This window comes from Gemmatimonadota bacterium (assembly GCA_009838645.1).
In the GTDB taxonomy this organism is placed as follows: domain Bacteria; phylum JAAXHH01; class JAAXHH01; order JAAXHH01; family JAAXHH01; genus JAAXHH01.
Genome location: VXRC01000005.1, coordinates 81,993 through 105,568 on the forward strand (window position 1 = coordinate 81,993; position 23,576 = coordinate 105,568).

Sequence of the window (23,576 nt, forward strand, 5' to 3'; positions counted from 1 at the left end):
AAATCAGTTGAAGACGAACTCGGTCCACAGCCCGCCGCCTCGACGAAGCCGTTTCTGCTGGGTAATCACGTTCAGCGTGTTCGTCAGTTCAAGCGTCACGCCACCGCGGACGTACCTGCTGAAGCGGTAGTCCGTCGTAACCGAGAACCGGTTCTGATTCTGGCCGTTGTTGGCCTGGAAATCGCCGCCTAACCGAGAGATCAGCGTCCTGTTGGAGTTCCGGGTGAATTGCAGCCGGGCGTTGATGTCCCCGCTCGTTCTCCTCCCGAAGATCCGGATTCCGGGCCTGAGCCGGTAGTCTAAGGCGACGGTTACCGACCTGTTCTGTAGTTTCTGATCGGTCGCGTTCCGCCCGAACTGGGTCAGTCCGTCCGATGTAGTGAAATTGCCTCTCAGCACCAGGCCCGCGTTCAGGTCGAAGACGAAACCGAACAGTGGAGACAGGGTCGTCGTGGTCGTCCGGGTGATGGCGGATTCGCCGGGGTCCGAATCACCCGACGCGGCGCCCTGGGCGATCGCCAGGTCCTGTTGCTTCAGGTCGGTACTCTTGACGTTGCGTCTCGAGAAACCGCTGGACAATTCGATCCGACGAAACAGCCGGCCGAATTCACCCATGCTCCTGGGATTGGGACTCCAGCGCAGGTTCATTTCCGGCCACGTGTTGTTGCGCTGCTTCCGGTTCAGGTTCGTGGACCGGTTATGGGTCGACACCCATGTGGGCCTGACGGAAAAGGACGCCCCTAGGAAACTGATCCCCGTTCCGACGTTGAAGGTCGACCGGTTCGCTTCCGATTCCTGGTTGCGCTGAATGCCGGTAAACCCGCCGCCGGTCCCCAGGGTATCGAACGGTACGGAAAAATAGTCCGACAACCCCATGCGCTCCCGAAGGGTCGGGCGGGAGACCGCGTTGAAGAAGTTCTGATTGCGGCTGACCGTAAAATTGAGCGTGACCGGCGAGAGATTGCTCAAGACGGTGACAAACCGTTCTGCCACGTTACGCCTGAACCATCCGGAATCTCCCGGTTCCGAACTACTGGAAGTTCTACCGAAAACGTTCGATACCATCCTGGCCATGTTGACATTGGTACGCACGCCCTGCTGGTTGTTGAACGTGATGGTCCTCGCTTCCGGAGAAGCGCCGACAAGCTGAAGCTGTGGATTCCGGTTCTCCGCGTATGACGTGGTAAAGTTGTAGGAAGGCCTGAACCAGGTGGTGATTTCGGGCCGGTAATCAATGCCCAGGTTCTGGCGGAAGCTGGTTTCCGGTCCGAATTCCAGGCTGGTAAACGATACGGTGGAATCGGATTTCATGTCGTTGGAAACGGCAAGGTTGTAGTTCATTCTCAACGACCTGAAAGGTTCCATGATCGCTCTGATATTCCGATTCAGATACCGGGTGAAGCGTTCACTCCGGTCCGAAATGACCGAAGGGGTCTCACCGGGATCTCCGGCCTCGACGGTCCGCCCCGGCCTGTTGAGATAGATCCGCCTGTCGCGGTTTATCTCCGAGAACAACTCCAGTCGAACGGGGAGCGGGTTGAACGTCAGTCCTGAAATAAAATCCGGCAGCGGCATCCAGCCGAGAATCGGCCACTGGATCCTCGAACGCGGGGTCAGGTTGTACTGCAGCCGGGCCCGGTAGGCCCCGGAGGTATCGATCCTGGAAACGGAGTGCCGGTAATAGTTGGTCGACGTGTAGTCGAACCGGAGGCGTTCCAGGGTCCAGGCGACGAATGGATTCGAGGAACCGATACGCTTGGAGATTGAAGTCGAGAAGGACCGGTCGGTGTTCTCCGTGCGCTGCGCTTCGCGCTGTTCGCTGTTCAGCGGGACGATGTCTGAGCCGACCAGCAACCGGGGCAGCCTGAGATCGTTCCTCCAGCGGAGGCGCACCGGGACGGACAGCCCCCAGTCTTCCGGCAACATGTTTCCCAGGTTCAACAGGGAAGAGAAGTTCATCACGGTGGTCCTGCTCCCCGCTTCTTCACCGCCTATCCGGCGGAAGTGGCTGCCCACGCTTCTGACGGTCCCGAACAGCGAGAACACGTCGGCGAAATCGGCGTCTATTTTCAAGCGTCCGGCCAGGCCCCGGTCGCGCCTGACGTCACCGGCCCTCAGTTCGTCCAGCCAGAACTCGCCTCCCTCGAGTTCGGAATCGTAAGGATTGTAGATCCCGACCGTGATATGGCGAACCCGGGCCAGCGCGGGTGCTCCGAGTACCCTGTACTGCTTGTTCCCTTCCAGCTCGGCGATGGCCAGCGTGCTTCCCGTGCCCGGCGGTCCCTCCTTGAAACGCACGGGACGTCCCTTTCCGTCGCTCAATATGACCGTATAGGTAGTATCCGCCGTCGTCGCCGTCGCCCGCGCGGCTTCTGTTTCGCTTTTCAGGATCGTCAGGTCGTCGAAAACGACCCTGAGATGATTCGCATCGTCCCAGCCCGGGACCACGCGGGTCCTGTATTCGTAATAGTCGAATTCACCGCTGCCGAATCGTATAAAAAAGTCGGGCGACCGGCCGCCTTCGAATTGATCCGAACCGTGGATGTACAGTCTCAGGGTATTGTACAACGTATAGTCCTGGAAGGAGAATAGCGTACGGTAGGCCTGGGCGCTGTGGTGAGGCTGCAGGTTGGTATAGGTGAGGATCAGCGACTGCTCCTTGTTCTGCAGGCCGGTTACCCGATCGTACTCGATGATCGCGCCTGGTGGCGTTGTGTATTCCCCCGGGTTGTCGTAGGTGTTCTTCACGGCCACATCGAAAGTCTCCTCGTATTTCGCCAGCGTTTCGGCCGGTACAGGGAAACCGCTGGAATCGGTAATGGCTCCGTGAAAGTCTTCCTGCCACTGGTTGCCCACGATGTTGATGGAGGCGATGCGCGTTTTTACCGGTTCGTTGACCATCGTGATCCATAGCCGGACCGTTTCGATCTGGCGGAACCTCGGCATGCCCACCGAACCGTCGTAAGCCCGGTTTGACGTTGCGGAACCCCCCACCATCGATTCCGCACTGCCCTGTCCGCCCGCGTCACCCTCCCGCGGACCCGGGCCGAGCGGGTCGGCGCCGGACAGTCCGGTGTCCAGCGGAATGCGGTACAGGCGCCAGCTGTCCGGGTTCTTCCAGTTGGATCGCTCCCGGTCGCCGCCGGCTACGAACATCGTGTCTTCGTGGTCCGGACTCAGGTTCACGACGAATTTGAAGTAATCGTTTTGTACATCGAGGAATCCGGAGTAGTCGAGGTCTTCGGTATCGGGACGCCGGTTCTGGTCCGGATCGCTGGCATTGACTTCCGGTCCATTGATCCTGCTGTAGTCGACCTGGTCGACCGGCACGTTTCCGCCCCGCGTGCCTTCGAAGGCGAAGTTGTCCCCGTGCGGGTCCGGATTCGTCACCGGGTCGAAACCGGTCTCGTCCTCGTCCCGCAGGCCGTCCAGCCCGATGTCTTCTTCCGGTTCCAGGAGATTGTTTCCGAAACCGTCGCTTCGGTCATCTTCCGTATCCAGCCGTCCGTCGTCATTGACGTCCTCGCTGATCACGCCTAGGTCGATGTGCAGTTCGCCCCGGTCTCCATTCACCCACAACTCAATGAACCGGCTGCGCGTCTGGTCGACGTAGCTGCCGGACAGCGGATGCATCAGACCCGCCCAACGGTTCAGCACGTCATCCGGTCCCATGGGCTGCCCCGGCGCGTTGAAGGTAGAATCCGCGTGTATACCGCCCCAGCGCAGGTCGGGTTCCGTGGGATCGAATTCCATGATCAGCACGTGCTGCAGCTGGTCGCGGCCCGTGACCTCGCGCGTCGGATAGATCTGGCGGACGTCGACCTGCTCCAGGGGATTGTACCAGATCAACCGGCCCCGCTGGCCGTGCGTGTGCCGATCGGGCGGACTGGACGGCCGCCAGCCGCTGCGGCGCACGCCCAGGTCGGTTTCCTCCTTGCTGCCTTCGAAGTCGTCGATGAACCCGTCGCCCAGGATATTGGGATTGGGCACGCTCTGGGCCAGTTCGGCCTCGATGATCAGCGAGGACGCCTCGTCCCCGAGGTCCGCGGGGGAAATGAAGTCCATGAAAGAAGTCATAAAGTCCGGTTCGAATTCCAGGCGCGCATCGATGCCCCACATCATGTAGCGCCCGGTTTCGCGGCCGATCCGGGATTTCTGTTCCAGGGACTTGTCGGACCGGTACAGCAAGGTGCCCTTGATCCAGGACCGTTCGCTGAACTGGTATTCGCCCTGCAGCCCGAGCAGGGTGTTCGACACGGGCTTGAAGAACGGGGCGAACTGAAACTGGACGGTCACGTCGGCATCCGGGGTCAGGGCATCCTCATTCGTGAAACGGATCTGTCCGACCTCGTACAGAATGATGTAGTCCGTATCCCGCTGCAGTTGCTGGCCGTTCAACCGGACGATTTCACTCCCCTCGATGATGTTGGTCCGCCCGAGCGCATACTGGGACAACTGGTTCCGGTATTCGACCTCCAGGAAGTACTTGTGCAGCCTGCTATGTTCCCTGATGATCTGTTCGTTCGAAAGGTTGTAAATCCCGGGCGTTTCGTCGGGGAGGCCTTCGTCCTGCGTATCCGGGTAGGCCAGCTGTCCGGCGGAGTTCCGGGTCAGCATCGGCGCGAAGGGATACTGGTCGGGGAAGATCAGTTCGCCCCGTTCGAAATTGATCAGCGAGTAGTCGATATCGACGCGCCGGTCGGGCTCGGAGTGGGCGTCCACTCCCCGGCGGTCGAGCCCCAGCAGCTGGACGTAAGGCGTTCCGTTCTCGTCGATCTCGCTGTGTTCGCCTTCGGACTCGATTCGGTAGATCCTCAGGTCGAAGTTATTAGGATCGATATCCGTCTGGCCCAGGTAGTACACGTTGCGCCACTCGTACTGCCAGGTACCCCACTGGGAGGGATCGTCCTGCACATCGGGAGGGCTTTCCTGCTGCCGTTTGAGCAGGCGCAGCAGCGGGACGTCGCCGTCGAGCCGGCCGTACTTCCTGACTTCTCCGTCGAGACTCACCGTCTCATAGTACACCGCGAGCATGTCATCATCCTGAAGGGGCGTATTAAGCGCGATGTAGCCGAACTGTTCGTTTACGTAGAACTCGTCGGATTCCAGGAACCTGAATTTCCCTTCGATGAACTCACCTTCCTCGGAGCCCTGGATGAGTACACCCTCGGCGTCGTATACCGGAGGCTCCGGGAAGGCGCCGGCATTGACCAGCCTGGCCTGGTTGGTGAGGGTCACCTGCCCCGACACGTAGACCTGGATCAATCGGACCGAGTCCTCCGCCGCGATGTGGGAACCGTTTGCGTCCCTGCGCGAGAAGTTTCGGCGGTACCGTTCGTCGATGAAATAGTAGGTCCTGCGCCTGAAGTCGAGGTCCCTGATCGTCCGGCTTGAACCCTGCGAACCCGCCTGGAACGTGGCCGACTCGCCTTCCCCCTTCTCCTGGCTGGCGATCGCGGTCAGGTGGAAGCCGCCGAGTTGGCCCGTCGTCTTGATCCCGAACAGTCCGGTGTGCTGTTGCGTGTAGCCCGTGAACTCCGTGTTCTTCAGTTCGAGGGAAACGTTGCCCGCCTCGAAGCTTTTCAGGATGCCGTTTCCTTCCCGACCGTCGTCGAAGACATCCTGGTAGCGGATGGCGAGGTTGTTGTCGAGATCGGTGAACGCTTCGCTGTTCTGCTTGATGTTTACCTCGATCTTCTCGCCGATGTTCCCCGTCACGGTGAATTCCTGGTTTTGCTTCATGGACACGTTAGGCGTGCGGGAAAACCGGTTGGTCGCCGTGCTCGCACTGCCTTCGGTCCATTCGCTGGCCATGTCCATCTCGATGCGCTGGTTTCCGAGGATCCGGATTACGGGTGAGCCGCCGCCGAGAAAAGTAGGCAGGTTCACCGGCACATCAAGGGTCAGCAGGCCTTCCTGGCTGAGTCGCGTTTCGGTGTCGAAGACGTAGGACAGCACGGACGTCCGCCACAGCGTCCTGAATTGCGCAGCACTGCGCAGCCGGTAGTACTGGTCGAAGGAAAGAACCAGCGGAACGCGCCGGCCGAGCCCGCGTTCCCCGTCGATGTAGGCCAGGAGCTGGAGATCGGGATAGACGACGGTCCGTCCGCCGAAAAGCCACGGCGTGTCGGAGAGCGTACGCAGCGGTGATTTGCTTTGCCCGCGGGCGATTTCGTCAACCTCTTCGAACGTTACGAAGTGCAGCCGTGCGCTTTCGAGCCGGATCACAGGGCCTTCCCCCTGTGCCTGTGCGGCGAAGGTACACGCGGATATCAGCACGAGGCTGAGGAAAATCGTGAAATTGCGTTTCATAGATTAACGAAAATATACCTGGGAAGCGACGCTCGCAATACCTGTTGGTACGTCTGAAGGACGACCGAAGGATACCTGGCGTTCCATGACGGGAAGCCCGTTCCATGACGGGTAGCCCGCCGGCAAAAGACTTGACACGGCCCGCCGCCGGGATTAGCGTAACCTTGCACACCGCGTTCGCGTGGGCGCCATAGCACGAGCGCCGTCGGCCCCGATGCTGAAAACGAAATCTGGAGTTTGCTTCCCATGGAACAACAAGCCACCGAGTTGACCACGGGCGGATGGGTCTTTCTCATCATCGCATGGACCGTAATCACGGGCCTGACCGCCGCCTGTTTTTACCGGGTAAGGAAGTTGAAATAGGACCCGGCGGGATTCGCGGTTCCCCACCGTGATTCCCGGTTTATCGGCCGGCGCCCGGTTGCCCTTCACTTTACGTCAAAGATCAACACGGAACCCCCGGTGTCGATTCCTCGCATACACTCCGTTTTACGTCTTACAGCGACAGCGAGTCCTCCCGATCCTGAACAGGCGCCCCGCTTGACATTCGGGCGTTTTTACCTTATTCTGTAACGGTTTTCCCGACTACGGATGACGCCTGCAAAGGACGGCCATGCGGATCATCGTCAAATGTTTCGCAGGATGCAAGGACGCGGTAGGCGCGGCGTCGGTCGAGGTGGATCTCCCGGCGGGGACCACCGTTGGCGAGGCCTTTGCGGAGCTTGTCGATGCCTATCCCGCCCTGGCGAGCTACGACCGGAGCGTGATGCTGGCCGTGAACCGCGAATACGCCGATCGGCAGTCCGTGCTGGCTGACGGAGACGAACTGGCGTGCATTCCGCCCGTGAGCGGCGGCGGCGATGCGGATTATCCCTCGTGAGCGGCGGCCCGGTCCGATAGCGAGGGTGAAGTTCGTCGCCAGCGGCGATGAACGTCATAGTTGGCACGAATCCTCCCAAAGAGGCAGGTTCAAGCGCGTGTACAAGATCACGAGCGAATACATCAAGCCGGACGCTCTCTTCGAATGGTCCCTCAAGCCCCACCACGGAGCGGTGGTCACCTTCGCCGGTACCGTGCGGGACCACTCGGACGGCCGGAGGACCCTGCGCCTGGAATACGAGGCCTACGCCGAGATGGCCGAAGCCAAGATGCGGGAAGTGGGCGAGGAAATCCGCGAGAAATGGGGCATCGAAGACGTCGCCATGATCCATCGCGTCGGCACGCTCGAAATCGGGGAGATCAGCATCCTCATCTCCGTGGCGACCCCCCACCGTAAAAACGCATTCGAGGCCTGTTCCTACGCGATCGACCGCGTCAAGCAGATCGTGCCCGTCTGGAAGAAGGAGATCCGGGCAGACGGGGAGCGGGAATGGGTGGAACGCAATACCTGAAGACCGGTCCCTGTCATGATAAACCTGGACCACGGCGCGGCGCCACCGGTTGACCCCCGTGTCATCGAAGTGATGGAGCCCTGCCTCCGCGAATTCGCCGGGAATCCGTCGAGCCTTCACCGGGCCGGTGTGGAGGCACGTAACGCCCTGGAACAGGCGCGCGGCCGGGTATCGGGACTGATCGGCGCCGATCCCGGCGAGATCATATTCACGGCGAGCGGCACCGAAGCGGACAACCTGGCCGTCAAGGGGATTGCGCAGGCGAGCACGAAACGCGGGCGGCACCTGGTCGTTTCGAGTATCGAGCATCACGCCGTGCTGTATGCCGCGAGAGCCATGGAACGGCAGGGGTTCGCCATTACGGAGGTCCCTGCCGACGGGGACGGCGTCGTGCAGCCCGACCAGGTTGCGCGGGCCATGCGGGACGATACCGTCCTCGTTTCCGTCATGTGTGCCAACGATGAGACGGGCACGATCCAGCCCGTGCGCGAAATCGCCGAGATCGCCCGCCGGAACGGCGCGGTCATGCATACCGATGCCGTGGCCGCCGTGGGGCGCATGCCCGTCGACGTTCTCAATCTGAACGTGGATGCCCTGTCCCTTACCGCCAAATCCCTGAACGGTCCGCCAGGCGCCGGAGCCCTCTACGTGAAGGCCGGCACCCGTCTGCGTCCCCAGGTGGAAGGAGGCGTCCAGGAAGACGGCCGTCGAGGCGGACACGAGAACATCCCGGCGATCGTGGGTTTCGGCAGGGCGGCTGAGTTGGCGGCGGATGAATTGCCTGCCCGGATCGACCGATTGAAGCGGCTGGACGAATCGCTTTTACGCGGCCTGAGAGACCGCCTGCCGGATGCCGCCATCAACGGGCATTCCGATCTGCGCCTGCCGGGTCACCTCAACCTGTGGATACCGGAGGCCGACGGCGAATCCGCGGTCCTGATGCTCGACGCCCGGGGCGTCGCCGTTTCCGTCGGTTCCTCGTGCGCCGCCCACGCGGCCAAGCCGTCGCACGTGCTGCTGGCCCTGGGGCGGACGGCGGCCGAAGCCCGGTGCTCGCTGCTGATCACCGTAGGTCCGGACACCGAGGAATCCGAGGTCGGCGCGGCACTGGACGCGCTCTCTGAGGTCGTGGGAGAACTGCGCGCCATCGCCGGTGTGACGGCGTAGGAGGCTCGACGAACCGTGAACCAACCGGCCATGACCCTCGACACCTTCGGCCTGCTCTGTCCCGTGCCGATCATGAAGACCGCGTCGGCCATCCGGGAGATCGCCGTAGGGGAAGTGCTGGAAGTGCTGGCCGACGACCCCCAGATCCTGGAGGACATGCCGGCCTGGTGCGCGAGCAACGGGCACGCCCTGCTCGACACCATCGAGGAAGGCGAGGAATACAGGCTGTTCGTAAAGAAGGTAAAGTGATTGCCCTGGCGGGCCGTCGGATGTAGATTGCGCATCGAGATTCGACCATCGGATGGTTGCCCGTTTGACTATCGGTTGGATGCCCGTACGATCATCGGAAGGTTTACGGTTGGATTGAAGCGGTTGCGCAGCGCAGCGCCACCGATCAGGAGTAAAAGATGGCCCATGAAGTGACCATGCGGGACGTGGTGGACCGGTTGAAGCAGATCATGTACCCGGGATTCGACCGCGACATCGTCTCCTTCGGCCTCGTGAAGAACGTGCAGGCCTCCAACGGTCACGTGGCCTTCAGCCTGGCCTTTTCCACCCAGGACGAATCCACGCGGCGCCAGATCACCCTGACGGCCAAAGAAGCCGTGGAGCGCATGCCCGGGGTGCAGGACGTCCAGATCACCGGGCCGCCGCCGGGACAGTCGGCCACGGCCCAGGGACCAGCGGGCGGGCCGGCGGGACAGCAAGGACAGCCCGGGCAGCCCGGAAAGATCGAACTGCCGGGCGTCAAGACCATCGTGGCGGTGGCCAGCGGCAAGGGCGGCGTGGGAAAGTCCACGGTCTCGGTGAACCTGTCCGTGGCCATGGCCGACGCCGGTGCCAGCGTGGGCCTGCTCGACGCCGATATTTACGGTCCCAGCATCCCGACTATGATGGGCGTCAAGGACCAGCCCGGCGTGGTGGGGCAGAAGATCCTGCCCATGATCGCCCACGACATCAAGATGATGTCATTCGGATTCCTGATCCCGGAAGACCAGTCGGTCACCTGGCGGGGTCCCATGGTCCACCAGGCCGTGCAGCAGCTTTTGCGCGACGTCCTGTGGGGAGAACTGGACTGCCTCGTCATCGACATGCCCCCGGGCACGGGGGACGCGCACCTGACGCTGACCCAGTCCGTGCCGCTGACCGGCGGCCTGGTGGTGACGACGCCCCAGGACGTGGCCCTGATCGACGCGCGGCGCGGCGTGGCCATGTTCCAGCAGGTGAACGTGCCCATTCTCGGCATCGTCGAAAACATGAGCTATTTCAATTGTCCCCACTGCGGCGACCGTACGGATATCTTTACAACGGGCGGAGGAAAGCGGGCCAGCGAGGCGCTGGGCGTGCCCTTCGTCGGTTCATTGCCCATCGATCCGGCGGTCTGCCTGGCGGGCGACCAGGGTACCCCCATCGTCCGGAGGGAACCGGACTCGCAGCAGACCGAGGCCTTCCGCAGGGTGGCGGAAACGCTCCGGACATCGATCGGGGTATGAGGAGGCTCAAGCCATGTCCAAACCCGTGAAAGCAGTCGGATTGCTGTCCGGCGGACTGGACAGCACGATAGCGGCCGCCATGCTGATGCGGCAGGGCATCGAGATACAGGGACTCACGTTCTACACCGGCTTCTGCGTGGTGGAGCACAACCGCAGGTCCAAGACGCGGAAGCGCAAGAAACCGGTGCGCAACGAGGCCCTGCAGGCCGGCGCCAAGCTGGACCTGCCCGTCGAAATGATCGACATCTCCGGTCCGGACTACCTGAAAGTCCTGACCGATCCGAAATACGGTTACGGAAAAACCGTGAATCCATGTATCGACTGCCGCATCTTCATGTTCAGGCGGGCCCGCCAGTACATGGACGAGATCGGCGCCCAGTTCATGTTCACCGGCGAGGTCCTCGGCCAGCGGCCCATGTCCCAGCGCCGCCAGCCCATGAACGTCATCGACCGTGACGCTGAACTGGACGGCCTGTTGCTGCGGCCCCTTTCCGCGAAGCGCCTGCCACCCACCGTGCCGGAACAGGAGGGGTGGGTGGACCGCGAGAAACTGGGCGACATCCAGGGACGCTCCCGGCAGAAGCAGATGGAAATGGCCGAGGAGTACGGCATCGAGGACTATCCTTCACCCGCTGGGGGCTGCTGCTATCTGACCGATGCGAATTTCGGCCGGCGTATCCTCGACTTCTTCGAATATGAGGGCAAGGAAAACCTGACCATGGACGACGTGATGCTCCTCAAGATCGGTCGTCACTTCCGCGTCAAGTCCGACGTCAAGGTCGTGATGGGGCGGGAAGAAGGGGAAAACAAGTTCCTGGAGCGCTACACGCCGGGCCGGTGGAGACTGGAAACGAAGGACGTCACGGGTCCGACCACCCTGGTCGAAGGCCATCCCACCGACGATGACCTGCGTCAGATCGCGGGCATGACCGTGCGGTACGCGGGCTCGAAGGCGGATGCCGACACCCCGGTCACCTGCCGCTACGAAGATGCCGAACGCATACTCGAACCGTCCCCGGTCGAGGAGTCCGTGCTGGAGGCGTGGCGGATTTAGGGTATGATTGCAGATGCCCATGAAGAACCCACCACATCCCGGCAAAGTGGTGCGCATCTCATGCCTGGAGCCGCTCGGCTTCAGCTTGACCGATGGCGCGAAGGTACTGGGCGTCAGCCATCAGGCGCTATCGAATCTGGTGAAATGCCATTCACAGATTTCCGGCGACATGGCCGTTCGCCTTGCAAAGGCTTTCGGCTCGACCACGGAGACCTGGATTCGTCTGCAGGCGGCTTACGACGCTGCACATTCCGGTTACAAACCACATTGACCGATCTCCCCGTTATAGAACGCACATCCAACAATTCTGCCGAGGTCAACGCTTCCATCATCTGGCTGCATGGGCTGGGAGCGGACGGAAGCGATTTTGCGCCGATTGTTCCGGAACTGGGGCTGCCGGCGGCCTGCGCGGTCCGTTTCGTGTTTCCTTCAGCGCCTTCCATCCCGGTGACGATTAACCGGGGGATGGTGATGCCCGCATGGTACGATATCATGGAGTTGGGCGATTCCCGCCGTATCGACGAAGCCGGGTTGCGCGCTTCCGCCGGCAAGGTGCAGGCGTTGTTGCGACAGGAGATCGATCGGGGCGTGCCGAGTGAACGGATCCTGCTGGCGGGCTTCTCCCAGGGCGGCGCGGTATGTCTCGAGGCCGGGCTTTCATTCCAGGAACGGATCGGCGGCATCATTGCCCTGTCCACCTACTTTCCCACGGCCGCCAGCGTCGTCGCGCACCCAGCTCAGTCCAGGCTTCCCGTACTGGTCTGCCACGGATCAATGGACCCGATGCTGAATGAATCCCTGGGGCGCGCCGCCGCCAGATCCCTCAGGCGACTGGGCATGGAACCCGAATACCACGTGTATCCCATGGCCCACCAGGTGTGTCCAGAGGAAATCGTCCAGATCGGCCAATGGATCCGTACCGTACTGGGGACCTGAAGGGGAATGTTTTGGGGAGGCGCACCGGAAAGCCTCTGAGTTTAGTTCGCCGGTTCAAGCCCCCATCAAGCCCTCAGCAATCCCGCCGCGTTGTCATTCATGATCCCCACGGCCGCATCCTCTTGAAGATCGGTGAGTACCCGCGCCATGGCCGCCGCCGGCATGAACACCGGAGCGTGCGATCCGAAAAGCAGCTTGCCCCCAATTCCCGCGTCCACCAGCATCTTCACACTATCCACCCCATCCACCTGGGAAGTGTCTGCATACAGACCGGGCAATCCGCGTAATTCCTCCACGAAGCCCTTCAAAGTAGCCGCGCTTGCTCCGCCCATGACCAGTTTCAAATCGGGATGGCGCTTCGCCGCTTCCACCACGTCTCTTGCCGGTACGTCGGGAACCTGCGCCATCGGGTGATGTCGCCGCGGGTCGTCTATGCGGATCTGGACCATCACTACCAGGCTCGCCCGGCCCGCCTCTTCGAACAACTCATCCGCCCCAGCCAGGTCATATTTTCCATAACCCGGCAGCAGCTTGATCATGCGGACGGCGTGATGACCGGTAGCTTTCGACAACGCCGCAGGCCATGTGGGCAGCGTCGGATCGATGACCGGTACGGGGCCGATGTCGCCATACTTTTCTGCCGCTTCATAGACGACCGGGTTGCAGAGATGCGGGTTGGCACTCCAGGCGGCTCCAAGGGGAGCCATGAAAACCCGCTCCACGCCATATGCGCGTAACGAGGACCGTACCGAAGCGACGTCGTACGGCACGTTGACCAGGGCAGGCCACGGACCGGTCCAGGCACTGACGTCGATGATCATGATTCGCTCCGTGTTATTCGCCCAACTTCAATATACGCAATATGTTATCCCACAGAATCGCCCGTTTGTCGGCGTCCGGTATGCCCGCCCCAAGGACCTTGTTCATCGTGACGCCGAAGTGCCGGATAGGCGCGTCCGAGCCGTAGACGACCCGATGGGCGCCAAGCCTGCTGACGGCCACTTCGACCATGCCGCTTTCCGGATCGCCGCCCGAAGTATCCACCACGACGTTCGGCATGTCGGCGATCGCCTCGATGCCCCGGTAGCCCACCCCATTGAGATGGGCCATGATGATCCTCGCGCGGGGATGGCGGCGGGCGAGGTCGGTCACGTCGAAGGGCGTGGACTCGCCGGGCAGGTTACCGGTGGTCTTCAACCAGGCGTGCTGCAGCACCGGTACGTCCAACGACACGGCCGCTTCCATGATCGGGTCGAGCCCGGGGTCCGTTGCCCGGCGCGCTACCCACAGCTTGACCCCGGCCATGGCCTGGCCCCTTACGCACCGTTCGATCTCGGCGGCGGCCTCGTCCGGAAACGCGGGTGTGACATAGCAGAACGGCAGGATCGCGTCGGGTTGTGCGTCCCGCATCCGTAACACGTAGTCATTGGCCTGCCGGCACTGTTTGGGTGTGGGCTCATAGGGCGTGGTTTCATGCAGCGAAAACACGCACATCCGGGTCACGCCGGAACGGAGGGCGGTTGCGATCAACCTTTCCGCGTCCTCGACAGGCGAGGAAACCCCATAGGTGCCGAAGCAGTTCAGGGGATGTACGTGGATATCCAGCACCGGTCCACCGGGCAGAAGCTTCTGACGCAGGGAGGCGAGGGTCATGGCAATCGGGCAGTGAGGAGTATTGCGTGACGGGGCGTGGTGCCCGGAACAGCGCCGGGCACGGACGGGTCGTTACTACAGCCCGTAGACCGTTACAGCCGGTAGAAGGAGATGGCGTTGTCGTGGAACAGCTTGCGTCTTTCGGCGTCCGAAAGTCCGCTGGTCGCCCAGGACAGGGTATCCACCCAGCGCGGGTACTCCGTGGCCTGGAAGGCGACGGGCCAGTCCCCGCCGTACATGACCCGGTCTATGCCGAAACACGCAATCACGTGGTCGATGTAGGGCTTCAGATCCTCGGGCGTCCACCGCTCCATGTCCGCCTCGGTGACGAGCCCCGAAATCTTGCAGTAGACATTGGGCATCTCCGCCAGGGTCCTCAATTCGTTCTTCCACGGATCGAATACCTGGTTCTTGATGTCGGGCTTGCCGATATGATCCAGGATGAAGGAGACGTCGGGGCACTGCCGGACAAATTCGATCGCATTGGCCAGTTGCGGGTGGAAGATGCAGATATCGAAGGACAGCCCGTGGGACGGCAGAAGGCGGACCCCTTCGATGAAACCGGGCTGCAGGCAAAAGGCGGCGTCCTCGGACTGCAGCAGGCGGCGGATGCCCTTTACCAGGGGAATGGCGGCCAGGGTCTCGAGATCTTCGTCGACCGCCGCGCCCCGTTCGAGCGGCGCGTTGGCCACGATCCCGCGGATCCGGCCGTCCTGCCGGGCGAGACCGGATACCCATTCCGCTTCCTGGACGTGCTGGCCGGCGTCGCATTCGCATTGCACGAAGACCATCTGCTCCACCTGGACCGCTCCGCAGGCCTGCCGGTATTCTTCCAGCAGGTACCGCTGGTTCAGCAGGGGAATACCGTCCAGCCAGCTGTATCTCAGGTGATTCGGGTCCCAGAGATGTACGTGGGTATCGACAATGGGGAAATCCACCATGGCGTGATCCTCAAATACCTTTGGAAGAGACGCTTTGGGTACAGGCTGGATTCTTCCAGGCGTACCACGCTTTATCGGTATATCCGCTCTTGACTTCAACGTCAACTTCCATACGCAATGCGACGATCTCTTCGTCGTTTAAAACATCCATCAACGCGGTTTTGAGACGCTCGCCGACGTCCACGTCCAGAATCCGTCCTTTCTTCTTCGACATAACCCTTCCCTCATGGAATAAAAACCAACCGGTTCTTGATACTGTTGTCTTTGTAATAGATTTCGACCATTACTTCATCGTTGGAGTCAGGTGGTTTTCTTTCGTTCATATTATGATCTCCTTCATTTGAAAGCTATCAGCGCAATGGCAGGTAGTCAACGGATTTACACCCTCACCCTCGTCAGGCTGTGCAGCTGTGAACCAGCCTTGAGAAATCTGTGGGATCAAGCCACCTGTGGTTTCTTTTTTGTGCTTGAACTATCCCGCACCCCCGTGTACTATGCCGGTTCGACCGGATCCCGCAACTTCCCCCGTTTCCCCGACCAATAGTTCGTCTTCGCGTTGATTGGACTGTATACCTTAGACGGAAAAAAAACGCCAGTCCTCGGATCCCATTTCATGTCCGACGAAACCGCCACCGAAAACACCCGTCCACTCGGCCGCCTGTCGCCGCTGAAACTGGCCGCTGTGCCCACCTTCGCCGGCATGCTTAAGTACGTCGGTCCCGGCATCGTCTGGGCCGGACTGGCCCAGGGCAGCGGCGAGCTCATCTGGTGGCCCTACCTGACCGCCAAGTACGGCGCGGCCTTCATCGGCCTGCTCATCCCGGCCGCCCTGATGCAGTACTGGGTCAACGTGGAGATCGCCCGGTATACGATCATGACGGGAGAGACGGCCCTGACCGGCTTCAGCCGCATCGGGAAGTGGTACGTGTCGGCCATCTGGGTCGGGGTGTTCCTGGAGAACATCTGGTTCGGCGCCTACGCTTCGGCGGGCGGCGGCGCCCTGGCCGAGCTGACCGGATTCCCCTATGGATGGACGGTCCGGGGCCAGTCGCTCTTCTGGGCCTACCTGACCATCGGCATCTACCTGGTCGCCCTGTTCATGGGCCGGGTGGTCTACCTGATCGTGGAACGGCTCACCGTGGCCGTAGTCGTCATCACCATGGTGGGGATTGCCTTCGCCGTCTTCCAGCGGCCGGTTCTGGACGTGGCGGGCGAGTTCTTCGGCGTCCTGCTGACGCCCGGCTACCACAGGCCCGCCAACTGGGATCCCGCGGACCTGTCCACAGTGCTCACCGCCATCGTCTTCGCCGGCGCCGGCGGGTTCGGCCAGCTCTTCCTGTCCTACTGGATGCGGGATAAAGGCGTGGGTATGTCGGCCTACATCGGGCGCATAACCAGCCCCCTGCGGACCGCGCCGGAGGCCATATCGGCCACGGGGTACGCCTTCGAGGACACCGAGTCCAACCGTATAAACTTCCGGAAGTTCATGCGGTACCTGAAGCTCGAGTCGGGCCTCGGCGTCGCGCTGAACCTGGTGACGACCATCATCATGTGCTGGCTGGCGTGGGCCCTGCTGAAGCCGCAGGGCATCGTTCCCGAGGGCTGGGAAATCGCCGTGGTGCAGTCGGCCTTCTTCGAGGTCAGCTGGGGCGCCATCGGCAAGGTCGTGTTCCTGGTCGTCGCCGCGGCGTTCCTGTGCGATGCCTGGTTGCAGTCCACCGACGGCTTCGCCCGCATGCAGGCCGACTTCATCTACGCCAACGTGAAGCGGGCGAGGCGGTATCATTTCCGGACGCTGTATTACGGTTTCGTCGTGGTGTTCACCGTGCTGACGACGATCACGCTGCCCCTGGCGCAGCCCGGGGACCTGCTCATCATACGGGGCGTCATCGCCTTCATGGCCATGGGACTCTTCTGTCCCGGCCTGATCTACCTGAACTACGTCCTCGTCCCCCGGGCCTTCCCGTCGTGGGTCAAACCCCATCCCCTAACCCGGGTCATCATGGTCGCCATCACCGCGACCTACATCTCCATCGGGCTCTGGTACATCTTCGTGCGCCTGTCCTGAGCGTTACTCCACCGCCGGCGCCACGCGCGCCGTCCTTTCTTCGGCGATGCGCACCCCGGCCTCGATGATCTCCAGGGATTCGTCGATCTGGGCTTCGGTGATGGTGATCGGCGGCATGAAGCGCAGCACCTGGGAACCCGACAGCTCCATGAAGCGCCGGCTGAGCGGATCCTTATCGAGCATCCTGGGCACGATGGGCAGCCAGAGGCCGTTCTCGTAGCAGTACTCCGTCACCATGGCGGCGCCGTCGAAATTGGGCTCCCGGCTCTGCTTGTCCGTCACCAGCTCGAGCCCCAGACACAGCCCCAGTCCCCGGGCCTCGCCCACGATCTCGTAGGTATCCTCCATCACCTTGAGCCGGTCCATGAAGTAGTTGCCCACGACCCGGGCGTTTTCCACCAGGTTCTCGCGATCGACGATTTCGATGTTGGCCAGGCCGGTTTCGCAGAGGAGCGGATCCCCGGCATGGGACGAGAAAGGCATGAATCCCTTGGCCACCGCGGCGTCCGCGATTTCCGCGCTGGTCATCACGGCGCACAGGGGCACGGCGCCGCCGAGTCCCTTGGAGCAGGTCACGATGTCGGGCACGAAATCGAAGTGCTCGAAGGCGAACCACTTGCCCGTACGTCCAAAGCACGTCAGGGCCTCGTCCGCCACGGTCAGGATGTCCCGTTCCCGGCAGATTTCCACGATCCGCTGAATCCATTCTTTGGAAGGCACGATCTGCCCCGCCGCGCTCATGAGCGGTTCGAAGAAAAAGGCCGCGGGCCGTCCGGATGTGGACGAGTCGATCACGTTCTCCGCCGCGTCCGCGCATCCCAGGTTGCAGCAGGCTTCATCCCGGCAGAACTGGCAGCGGTACTCATAGGGCGTCGGAATGAACGAAGCGCCTGTGGGCATGGGCCCGTATCCCTCCCGCAGCATGCCTCCCCGGCCGGTGATGGACGCGCTGCCGTAGGACTGGCCGTGGTAGCCGCGCATGAGGGCGATCACCTCGAAGCGGTCCGTGTACTTCCGCACGAGGCGCAGGGCCATTTCGTTGGATTCGGATCCCGTGCAGGCGAAGAAGGACTTCTGCAGCGGGTCCGGCGCGATCTCGGCCATCTTCTTGGCCAGCAGCACTTCCGACGGCGCGATGAAAGTCGTGCCCACCTGGATGATCTTGTGGGCCTGGTCGCAGAGGGCCTTCACGTAATCCGGGTGGGAATGGCCCAGGGTCACGCACAACTGTCCAGACTGAAAATCGATGAACCGCCGGCCTTCCACGTCCCACATGTAGAGCCCGTCGCCGCGTTCGGGAACCAGCGGCGCGGTGCGCATCGGATGTCTCAGAAGGTACTGGTTGCCGAGTTCGAGCCAGCCCTTGTTCGTGGTGGGTAGCGACGCCATGTTCCGTCTCCTGGGGTTGCTGGATTGTGATGGTGACCAGCGTTTTTTTTAAGGGGGGAAAGGGTAAGGCCATGCTAAACCGGCACCACCGGCCTGTCAATACAATTCGCCGGCCCCGTTCGCCGTGCCGAACGCCGGTGCCGTTCGCCGGTGCCGCTGCGAGGCAAGCCAGATAGTTTTTGCCTTGTTGCGGGTCCGGTTTTATACTTTGAAACCATGAAAACTTATCGCGTAGGGATCATCGGACTGGGCCGCATGGGCAGCACGATCGACGACGAGGGCCATACGCCCCTGCCCTATTCCATCGCGGCGGCCTGCAGCGCGAGCGAACGGCTGGAGATCGCCGCCGGCTGCGACCCGCGCGCCGAGCGCAGGGAGGACTTTGCCAGGCGCTGGGGCGTCAACGCCCTGTACGAGGACTTCCGGGAGATGGTCAGGGAGGAGCGCCCGGATCTCGTCGCCGTATGCACCACCGCCTCGGGGCTGCAGAAACCGGCCCGGGAGGCGCCGGATGCTTCGTTCCGCGGAGACTCCCATGCCGAGCTGGCTGTCGCGCTGTCGGAAATGGGCGTGCCCATGCTCTACGTGGAGAAGGCCATGGCCAGTTCCATGGCGGCGGCCGACGACATCCGCGACGCCGTGTTGAAGCACGGAACGGTGTTCAACACGGGTGTGCTGCGCAGGTTCGACAACCGGTACGGCGTGGTGCGCGACGCGGTGCTTCGCGGCGACGTGGGCGAGCCCAGGACGGCCATTCACTACGCGCAGTCATCCCTGATGCACGGTCACATCCATTCCATCGACACGCTCTCCTGGCTGATCGGCGATCCCGCCATCCGTTCCGTTCGCGGCGAGATCGACCCCCGGGACTACGTCATAGAAGGCGATCACATCCCCTACGACCCGATCGCGACGTATGAACTGAATTTCGAGAACGGTGTCCGCGCATGGTCGATCCCCGCGGCGGGATGGGAGTACGAGATCATCGGGACCGAAGGGACCATCCGGTCGCTGAACAACGGGGCCGGTGCATCGTTGCGGCGGGCACCGCTCGATGGACGGGATGATCGAAAAGGCCGAAGCGCCTGGGAGGAGGTGCCGTTCGAATTCGTTACGCCGAAGAGCACGGTCGTTTCCTGCCTGGAAGATCTCGTTCGCGCTTACGAGACGGGCGATCAAAGCCTGGGGCACGTCGAGACCGCGCACCACATCACGGAAGCCTGCATCGCCGTCGCCGAAAGCCATCGCCGCGACGGCACCTGGGTGGATCTCCCGCTGGCCAACCGCGATCTGTATATCTGGCACGTCTGAATGCCTTGCCTGATCTGAGTTTACTCCTTTGGGGTAAGTTCGTTGGGTGGCGCGGCTGCGTTGAATCTCAAGTATCCCCTGACCTCCTCCACCTTAGTCTCCACCCGGTCCAACGCCACCCGCAAATCCTTGAATTCCGCTATGATTTCGGTCCTTAAGCTACTCATTTCGTTTCTCATTTCATTTCTCAGGCTACCTATTTCACTCCTTATATCAACCCTTAAGGTATTCAATGAAACGTGTAAATACGTTAACACTGAGATAAGGGTGATTATCGATGTAACGACCGCGCCGTGGCGCTGCCACCAACCTGACCCGGACATTCCATTCCCTCCTTAAAACAGTTCGCCATGTGTCCACGATGCCAGTGATTCCTGATTCTCATTGACGGCTTTTTGTTTCATTGCTTGTTACAAGGTCCGATATCGCGATCCGGATCGTTCGGATGTCTTCCTTGATGACTTCAAGCGTCGTTATGACGCCACTTTCAATTCCCTCCCTCTTCCCCATCCAAAGGCACAGTTTTCCTACAGCCCCGATAACAGCGATCAACAGTACGGCAGCAACCGTAGGCAACCACGAAGGTAACGATTCCAATTGAATGCCCTTTTTCAATTCTTTTGGTGTGTACCTGAATCTTTTATTGTGTACCTGGATATTGGATCACGAGATAAACAACCTCAGGAGGATCGCAACGGTCATGACCAACTGGCCGATCACCACCGTCTCGATCCGGGATAAGCGCTTGTCTATCTGTTCATTGATGCCTTCCAGGCGTCCGATCCGACCTTCGTTGTTTGTGCTTTCGGTTGACATGATCTCAATTCACTCCTTTGCAGCCGTCAGGCGTTCGAGTGGACCCATTACCATATCTTAATCATAGCGACCACCATCCCGGTGAAATTGATCAATCCCACCAGTGCGAGTGCCAGCACCCAGGTTTTAGTCGCCATCGTTTGCTCAATCACACTCAGCCTCGTAAGGATACCGTCCTGGTTTTCGGTACCATTAACGGCGTTTTCCAGCCGACCCACTGTATTTTCCAGCCTTCGCACGTCGTTTTGCAGTTGCCCCACGTCGTTTTGCAGTTGCCCTACGTCGTTTTGCAGTTGCCCCACATCGTTTTGCAGCCGATCCATTCCATGGCCCAGCTGATCGAGTTTCTGAACAACATACCATTCGAACGAACCAGGCTGCTCATGAAAGTCCGATTTATCAGGGGGCCGGTCTTTATCCAGGGGCATAGGTTCACTCCTTATGATTTGATGTGCCACGTCTGTAATCCCATCTGGCGAACATGATGCGGTAATGCTCTAAATGGATTAGACAGGAATCTTTTACTGAATCTCGAAGGAAAAACACTTTTTGGAAAGATGGGGTCCGAGCATACAGCCAGGCGCGACTCAAGACAGCGTTGATGGTCCTGAATCTGGTCGTTCGCTCCGGGGATGGCTGGACTCAACCTGCACCAACCGGTCTTCCTGCAGCACGTATCCGCTCAACTGCCCGCCATAGATACATCCCGAGTCCAGGCCGATCACGTAGGGGGAACGGTCTTCCCGGCGCTTGATCACGAGGCCGCCGGGCGCGTCGTGGCCGAATATAATCAGCTTGCCGGATGGATCGTACGCGTCGTGCCATCGGGGCCCCACGATGCCTTCCACGGGCGGCCATGTACGGATGACGAGGAACTCTTCCGTGGTCGTGCCGTGAAAGCCTTTTTCCGGATTGATGCCCGCGTGGACCAGCAGGAATTGAGGCTCGTCGATCCAGAGGGGAAGGGATTCCAGCCAGGGGATAAGGGCGTCGGCGCATGGGGCGAGGGCTTCCAGGGTCTTAAGGGTATCGCGGCTTCGCGTGGAAACCCTGGCGCCGGACAGGTGCCGGCGTAGCCGGTCCGCCAGCCGGTAGTCATGGTTGCCGAGGACCATCCTCGCGCCCGTATCCTGGATCAGCTTCCATACGTCGACGGGGTCGGGGCCCCTGCTGAAAGCATCGCCTGTCAGGTACAGGAGGTCCGTGTCCCGCTGGAATGCCAGCTTGGAAAGCAGTTGTTCGAATTCACGGGCGCAGCCGTGAATATCGCCGATGAACAGGGTTCGCAAGGGGATTCAGGACTCCGGGACGATCAGTATGCGGGTATGAACTGATGGCAAATGATGGTCCTCACTGTGTCTTTTGGAGGACACGGAGGATACGGACGACTGGTCGTCTCGTCATCCTGAATAATAGCCGCGCGGCTCGGGGAGGGTCAAGGGAATGAACTGCCCCAGGATCTGTATTAAACGATGATTACGTTTTCCTGGGTGGTCGATAACAGCCATTCTTCCGGGGATCGGCCCATTTGATTACCTTTACATAAATCGTTGAACGCAGAAAAGCCCCGTTTACCTCAACGGGGCTTTTCTTTTTTTCGGGACCGATCGCCCTTTTCAGTGGCCGGTGGCTCCTACTCAGGGCGAACGGGAAGGCGTTCTAAGGTGACTTGATACAAATGCCAGAACGAGTGTGTCCAGGGTGTCTCTTGCCACACCGTCCTGTCAGGACAATACCGGGAGCCACCCTTGAACTTGGTGAGTGCCCACTACCTTGGCAGGCATGACCACTCACCCTTCACAGGACTCTACCAGCACCCTGGCTACGGGCCCGGATTATCCCGAATTCCTTGCTACTCACGACCGACTATCCACAATTTTAATTGTGAACTCTATCTCTGCATCTTCTTCCGCACCCGGACCACTTACGGTTACCGTTATCGTGGCTTCGGTATCCAAGTTGCCGGACCGCAGTTCGCCAGGGGTTATCGTTATAGCGCTGACATTAAAAACCGCCAAGCCACTGTCTTCCGTTGTACTTACCGCAGTAGTCGATACGGCAGAGGAAGGAATTGCCACATCAGCAGGAGCATCGACGGGCGCTAAGAGCCCTAAAAAGCCTTCATTCGTGCCAGTTTTTATGGTCAATGTACGTGGAACTGCCACAGGATTACCATTCGACTCCAAAAGTCGTATCTCGACCTCGGAGTGAGCGGTATCCCACGTTCCCGAAGCGTAGCCGTCGGAGTCATCATCGTCCCCTACGACAGTGTATGTAAACGTGGAATTACTGACGCTAACAATACTCAACCGGCGATCGTTCTGAATTTCCGTCTCCTTGCCGATGACGTTAACGTTGAACGATTTCTCTATGCCCTCGTATGACACGGTGATGGTAGCATCGCCACGCGATTTGGCCGTTACTGTGGCCATGGCCTTGTAAGGGTTGGTTCCCTCATTAACTTTCACTTCGACAGAGGAATCGTCAGAACTCCAACCGAAATCACTTCCAGCCCGCATCATCACATCCGCAGAAGCCGCTAACATGAACGTAGCTCCCGGGGCATACGAATCATCAACTTCAAACTCATCGTCACCCATCATCAAAGTGATCTTCTTCGCTGCCTTGGTCACTGTGATGTTGATGTCAGCCGCTACTGCGTGACCGACCGCGGTAACTCTGAGCGTGGTCTCTCCCTCTTCCGCGGCCTCGACATCTGCTGACATGGTGTCATCACTGGGATCGAGTTCTACGGTATCTCTATCGTCTCCCTCTTCCCAATCAAACATGACATCAGAAACCATGGTTCCGTTTTGAGCGCGAGCTACCACGTGAACTGTTTTTTCCTCCTCCAATCGGAGGATTGCCATCTTCCCATCATCACCGATTCCATACGACATATAGTCTTCATCGTCTGGATCGTCAGCGCCTGCCTTAACTGCAGCAATTGCTATGTGATGAACTGCTGCCCCTGGATCCGGGGCGTCAGTACCTGCCGGACCTGCCGGACCTGCCGGACCTGCCGGACCTGCCGGACCTGCCGGA

Annotated in this window: 19 protein-coding genes; 10 read left to right on the forward strand and 9 right to left on the reverse strand. The window is 60.6% G+C overall.

Annotation, left to right across the window (positions count from 1 at the left end):
* Window positions 1-3 precede the first annotated feature (3 nt).
* Window positions 4-6,312, reverse strand: coding sequence for a cell surface protein SprA (gene sprA / locus F4Y38_02465; GenBank protein ID MXY48142.1), 6,309 nt, complete (start codon window positions 6,310-6,312; stop codon window positions 4-6).
* A 613-nt stretch (window positions 6,313-6,925) separates the two neighbouring features.
* Here sprA and F4Y38_02470 point away from each other — a divergent pair.
* The 8 genes from F4Y38_02470 (at window position 6,926) to F4Y38_02505 (ending at window position 12,353) form a co-directional block, all read left to right on the forward strand.
* Window positions 6,926-7,192, forward strand: a complete 267-nt coding sequence (locus F4Y38_02470) for a MoaD/ThiS family protein (protein MXY48143.1) — start codon at window positions 6,926-6,928, stop codon at window positions 7,190-7,192.
* Complete coding sequence (locus F4Y38_02475; protein ID MXY48144.1) at window positions 7,173-7,703, forward strand: molybdenum cofactor biosynthesis protein MoaE; 531 nt, start codon at window positions 7,173-7,175, stop codon at window positions 7,701-7,703. Before F4Y38_02470 ends, F4Y38_02475 begins: the two co-directional genes overlap by 20 nt.
* Before the next feature lie 15 nt (window positions 7,704-7,718).
* The gene (locus F4Y38_02480; protein MXY48145.1) at window positions 7,719-8,870 is read left to right on the forward strand and encodes a cysteine desulfurase; all 1,152 of its coding nucleotides are present in this window, start codon (window positions 7,719-7,721) and stop codon (window positions 8,868-8,870) included.
* Between the two features lie 30 nt (window positions 8,871-8,900).
* Window positions 8,901-9,119 carry a sulfurtransferase TusA family protein gene (locus F4Y38_02485; protein ID MXY48146.1) on the forward strand — a complete coding sequence of 73 codons (219 nt, stop codon included), beginning with the start codon at window positions 8,901-8,903 and terminating at the stop codon, window positions 9,117-9,119.
* Between the two features lie 176 nt (window positions 9,120-9,295).
* Entirely contained in the window at window positions 9,296-10,363 is a 1,068-nt protein-coding gene (locus F4Y38_02490; GenBank protein ID MXY48147.1) for an Mrp/NBP35 family ATP-binding protein, read from the forward strand.
* Between the two features lie 13 nt (window positions 10,364-10,376).
* Window positions 10,377-11,417, forward strand: a complete 1,041-nt coding sequence (locus F4Y38_02495) for a thiamine biosynthesis protein (GenBank protein ID MXY48148.1) — start codon at window positions 10,377-10,379, stop codon at window positions 11,415-11,417.
* Window positions 11,418-11,430: 13 nt separating this feature from the next.
* The gene (locus F4Y38_02500; protein MXY48149.1) at window positions 11,431-11,688 is read left to right on the forward strand and encodes a HigA family addiction module antidote protein; all 258 of its coding nucleotides are present in this window, start codon (window positions 11,431-11,433) and stop codon (window positions 11,686-11,688) included.
* Window positions 11,562-12,353, forward strand: coding sequence for a carboxylesterase (locus F4Y38_02505; protein ID MXY48150.1), 792 nt, complete (start codon window positions 11,562-11,564; stop codon window positions 12,351-12,353). Before F4Y38_02500 ends, F4Y38_02505 begins: the two co-directional genes overlap by 127 nt.
* A 65-nt stretch (window positions 12,354-12,418) precedes the next feature.
* On the opposite strand, the gene F4Y38_02510 is transcribed toward F4Y38_02505, so the two are convergent.
* The 4 genes from F4Y38_02510 to F4Y38_02525 all read right to left on the reverse strand — a co-directional run bounded on the left by F4Y38_02510 (window position 12,419) and on the right by F4Y38_02525 (window position 15,161).
* Entirely contained in the window at window positions 12,419-13,174 is a 756-nt protein-coding gene (locus F4Y38_02510; GenBank protein ID MXY48151.1) for an amidohydrolase family protein, read from the reverse strand.
* 13 nt (window positions 13,175-13,187) lie between these two features.
* The gene (locus F4Y38_02515) at window positions 13,188-14,006 is read right to left on the reverse strand and encodes an amidohydrolase (protein ID MXY48152.1); all 819 of its coding nucleotides are present in this window, start codon (window positions 14,004-14,006) and stop codon (window positions 13,188-13,190) included.
* Between the two features lie 92 nt (window positions 14,007-14,098).
* On the reverse strand, window positions 14,099-14,947 hold the full coding sequence (locus F4Y38_02520) for an amidohydrolase family protein (GenBank protein MXY48153.1): 849 nt from the start codon (window positions 14,945-14,947) through the stop codon (window positions 14,099-14,101).
* Window positions 14,948-14,957: 10 nt separating this feature from the next.
* A complete protein-coding gene (locus F4Y38_02525) occupies window positions 14,958-15,161 on the reverse strand; it encodes a hypothetical protein (GenBank protein ID MXY48154.1) in 204 nt (67 codons plus the stop codon).
* 399 nt (window positions 15,162-15,560) lie between these two features.
* On the opposite strand from F4Y38_02525, the gene F4Y38_02530 reads away from it, so the two are divergent.
* Complete coding sequence (locus tag F4Y38_02530; protein ID MXY48155.1) at window positions 15,561-17,015, forward strand: hypothetical protein; 1,455 nt, start codon at window positions 15,561-15,563, stop codon at window positions 17,013-17,015.
* A 3-nt stretch (window positions 17,016-17,018) separates the two neighbouring features.
* Here the strand turns inward: F4Y38_02530 and F4Y38_02535 are convergent, their stop codons facing one another.
* The gene (locus F4Y38_02535; protein MXY48156.1) at window positions 17,019-18,404 is read right to left on the reverse strand and encodes an aspartate aminotransferase family protein; all 1,386 of its coding nucleotides are present in this window, start codon (window positions 18,402-18,404) and stop codon (window positions 17,019-17,021) included.
* Between the two features lie 216 nt (window positions 18,405-18,620).
* Here F4Y38_02535 and F4Y38_02540 point away from each other — a divergent pair, with 216 nt between their 5' ends.
* A complete protein-coding gene (locus F4Y38_02540; protein MXY48157.1) occupies window positions 18,621-19,715 on the forward strand; it encodes a Gfo/Idh/MocA family oxidoreductase in 1,095 nt (364 codons plus the stop codon).
* 20 nt (window positions 19,716-19,735) lie between these two features.
* Here F4Y38_02540 and F4Y38_02545 read toward each other — a convergent pair whose 3' ends face one another.
* The 3 genes from F4Y38_02545 to F4Y38_02555 form a co-directional block, all read right to left on the reverse strand.
* Window positions 19,736-20,038: a hypothetical protein gene (locus tag F4Y38_02545; protein ID MXY48158.1), complete on the reverse strand. Its 303-nt coding sequence runs from the start codon at window positions 20,036-20,038 to the stop codon at window positions 19,736-19,738.
* Between the two features lie 540 nt (window positions 20,039-20,578).
* Window positions 20,579-20,959, reverse strand: coding sequence for a hypothetical protein (locus tag F4Y38_02550; GenBank protein ID MXY48159.1), 381 nt, complete (start codon window positions 20,957-20,959; stop codon window positions 20,579-20,581).
* A gap of 159 nt (window positions 20,960-21,118) precedes the next feature.
* On the reverse strand, window positions 21,119-21,826 hold the full coding sequence (locus F4Y38_02555) for a hypothetical protein (protein ID MXY48160.1): 708 nt from the start codon (window positions 21,824-21,826) through the stop codon (window positions 21,119-21,121).
* Window positions 21,827-23,576 lie beyond the last annotated feature (1,750 nt).